Source organism: uncultured Campylobacter sp., from assembly GCF_938030785.1.
GTDB lineage: Bacteria > Campylobacterota > Campylobacteria > Campylobacterales > Campylobacteraceae > Campylobacter_B.
In genome coordinates this window covers 1-3110 of sequence record NZ_CALHIK010000020.1, presented here as the reverse complement: position 1 = coordinate 3110, position 3110 = coordinate 1, and the positions used below count along the sequence as shown (strand labels likewise).

Annotated in this window: 4 protein-coding genes; all 4 read right to left on the bottom strand. The window is 48.3% G+C overall.

Going from position 1 to position 3110, the window contains the following annotated elements; translation table 11 throughout:
* Nucleotides 1-707, bottom strand: a 707-nt coding sequence (locus Q0438_RS01255) for an aldo/keto reductase (RefSeq protein ID WP_299186413.1), incomplete at its 3' end; no start/stop codon positions are given.
* Between the two features lie 225 nt (nt 708-932).
* On the bottom strand, nt 933-1487 hold the full coding sequence (locus Q0438_RS01250; RefSeq protein WP_299186416.1) for an AraC family transcriptional regulator: 555 nt from the start codon (nt 1485-1487) through the stop codon (nt 933-935).
* A gap of 38 nt (nt 1488-1525) precedes the next feature.
* Nucleotides 1526-1798, bottom strand: coding sequence for an AraC family transcriptional regulator (locus Q0438_RS01245; RefSeq protein ID WP_299186410.1), 273 nt, complete (start codon nt 1796-1798; stop codon nt 1526-1528).
* 226 nt (nt 1799-2024) lie between these two features.
* A partial coding sequence (locus Q0438_RS01240) for an iron-containing alcohol dehydrogenase (RefSeq protein WP_299186408.1) occupies nt 2025-3110 on the bottom strand: 1086 nt, incomplete at its 5' end.

The window sequence follows — 3110 nt, the reverse complement described above, 5'->3', positions numbered from 1 at the left end:
CGCTCTTTGCTTACGCTCTTTGGTATGACGACGATACCGCGCTGCACGAGCCAGCGTAAAATCACTTGAGCCACGCTTCTGCCTTGCTTTTGCGCGATCGTTTTTAGTACCGCGTTGCTAAACATATCCTTTCTGCCCTCGCCAAACGGCGCCCAACTTTGCATCGCGATGCCGAGCTCTTTTAAATTTGCCTGCGCTGCGAGCTGTTGGTGAAAAGGATTGCACTCGATCTGATTTATCGCGGGCTTTATCTCGTTGTTTATCGCAAAGTCCATAATTTGGCCCGGATTAAAGTTGCTAACGCCGATAGAGCGGATGCGACCCTCTTTTTTAAGCCTACTCATCGCTCGCCATGCGCCGTAAGTGTCGCTATATGGCTGATGGATGAGATACAGATCGAGATAATCGAGCCCTAGCTTTTTCATCGACGCATCAAAGGCTTTTAGCGCTCTATCCTCGCTTACGCCGCTCACCCAAAGCTTTGTCGTTATAAAAAGCTCCTCGCGTTTCACGCCGCCGGCTATTGCCGCTTTAACCGCCGCGCCAACGCCCTCTTCGTTATGATAAGACTGCGCAGTGTCGATGAGGCGGTAACCCACGCCAATCGCATCCTCAACGCACCTTTGAGCCTCTGCAGGCTCCACCTGATACACTCCGTAGCCTAAAATCGGCATTTTATTGCCGTCGTTTAAGGTTAAATACTGCATTTTTGCTCCTTGTAATTTTAATTTTTTAACTGAAGTGATTATAACGGTTTTAAAAAAAAGGAGGTAGAACGATCCTGCAAAATCATTGCCTATTTCTGCAAATATTATAAAAAATGCAAAATTTAGATCAAATTTGTAGTTGGGGTGGGTCGAAAATGTAAATTTAGATAAAAGAGGCTTGGGAGATAAAATCAACGAGAGACAGCAGACCTGCCCGCACTAAATTTAAGCGCCAGTTATGGCTAAGACGTGCGCTTTAGGAGGCATGCCAAACATCCTGGAGTACTCTCTATTAAACTGCGAAGGGCTCGCGTAACCGACGGCAAATGCAGCCTCTGCGGCGTCTAAATTTTGATTTATCAAGAGATTTTTTGCCTCTTCGAGGCGGATCTTTTTTTGAAATTGAAGCGGACTAAGCGCCGTAATACGCTTGAAGTTATGATAGAGCGACGATGCGCTGATACCGAGCTTTCTGGCTAAATTTTCGATATTTATCGCCTCGGCATAGTTTGATTTTATCTCTTTAGCAGCGCGCGTGACGCGGTTTTCTATGGTTTCTAGCATTGCGTATTGGCGCAGGAAATCGCCGTTTTCGCCCTTTAAGAGTATGTATAAAATTTCCTTTATCGCGAGCTTTGCTAAAAATTTAGCATCGTTTGGACGATCTAGCAAACGGATAAATTTAAATACGGCCTCAAGCAGCTCATCATCTATCGCCCCAAGAGCTAGCCCTGCAAACTCGCCCTTTTTGCTCTCGGCGCCGCCAATGCTTTCGATCACGCCCAAGATATCTTCTAGCTCAAAGTTGATCTTTATAGCTAGATACGGCAGCCTTTGATCTTCGCAACGGCGGGGATGTGCGTAGCGGCTAGCAGATAGCGCTGCTCGTCGTACTCGTAAAAATCATTACCGACTTTGGCTAGTTTTGAGCCTTTAAAAACCATGCAAAGCGCCGGTTCGTAAACGCCGGTTAAAAACTCGGTCGGCACGCTTGCTCGGTAGACAAATAGCTCCTTTATATCGCTTTGTATCTTGCCGTCTGAGCTAAATTTAGCGTCCAAATACTTACAAATTTCATCTATCTTGCTCATTGTGCCTCCTTGGTTTTTGGAATTTTAGCAAAATTTATAAAATAGTAGCTGCAAATATCCACCGACCCGCTTTCTCAAATTTAGCAAGTAAATAGGCAAAGTCGGCTAGCCAAATATTTAAAAGAGCTCAATCCAAAATGATAAATTCGGACGGTTTAACGACCGTCCGAAAATCAAAAGTCAAAGCAAGAGGCTAAAGCCATAAACCAATTTACTCCATTTAAATTTATCTTGCCAGCTCAAGAATTTTAGCGATATTTTCGCGGCTGTAAAGCTCCGCCATATTCCACGCTTTGGCGTTTGTCGCGGCTACGTCTATGACCTCGTCCAGCACCTTGCCTTCGATGCCAAGCTGCGCGAGGCCAGTAGGCGTACCGATCTTATCAAACCATGCTTTAAGTGCCAGGGTGCCTTCATCTGCGCTTTTAAGGCCGAAAATTTCACGCGCGAAACGTTCAAACGCGCTTAAATTCCTATCCTTATACCACCTCATCCACGCAGGCATTACCACGCTAAGACCGGCTCCATGCGCACAGTCCGCGACCGCACTCATCGCGTGCTCTATCATATGGTTCGGATAGCCGAAGCCACCCACGCCCACGTAGGTTAGCCCGTTTAGCGCCATCGTAGCGGCCCACGCAAACTCGGCGCGCGCGTCGTAATCGCTCGGATCTGCGAGCAGGATTTCAGTCGTGCGGATGACGGTTTTGATGTTTGCTTCGATATAGGCTCGCACGATGTCCGGATGGACGCTAGCGGTAAAATACCCCTCGATGCTGTGCGCGATGATGTCGCTCGCGCTATATACGAGATACTCGCGGCTGACGGTTGCTTGCAGCTGCGGGTTTATGACCGAGACCTTCGGGTATAGACACGGTGCACTGATCGGGTATTTTTGTTTGGTCTGCTCCTTGGTCACCACGCCGCCGCAGTTCATCTCCGAGCCCGTCGCGGCGAGGGTGATGATATCAAAAATTTTAAGCGCGGCACTTGGGCTTTTGCCGGTGAAAAAATCCCACACATCGCCCTCGTAGCAGGCACCCGCGGCTACGGCTTTCGCCGAGTCCAGCACGCTTCCGCCGCCCACAGCAAGCACGCTATCGGCGCCAAATTCTTTAGCGAGCTTGATCGCTTCATTTACCTTGCTTAGCACGGGATTTGATTTTATGCCGCCAAGCTGGGTAAATTCTATCTCGCTCGCTCTTAAGCTATCTTCTACGACATCCATAAGACCGCTCTTTCGTACGCGCTCGCTGCCGTATAGTACGAGAGCTTTTTTCGCGCCCGCTTCCTTCATATACTGCCCGATATG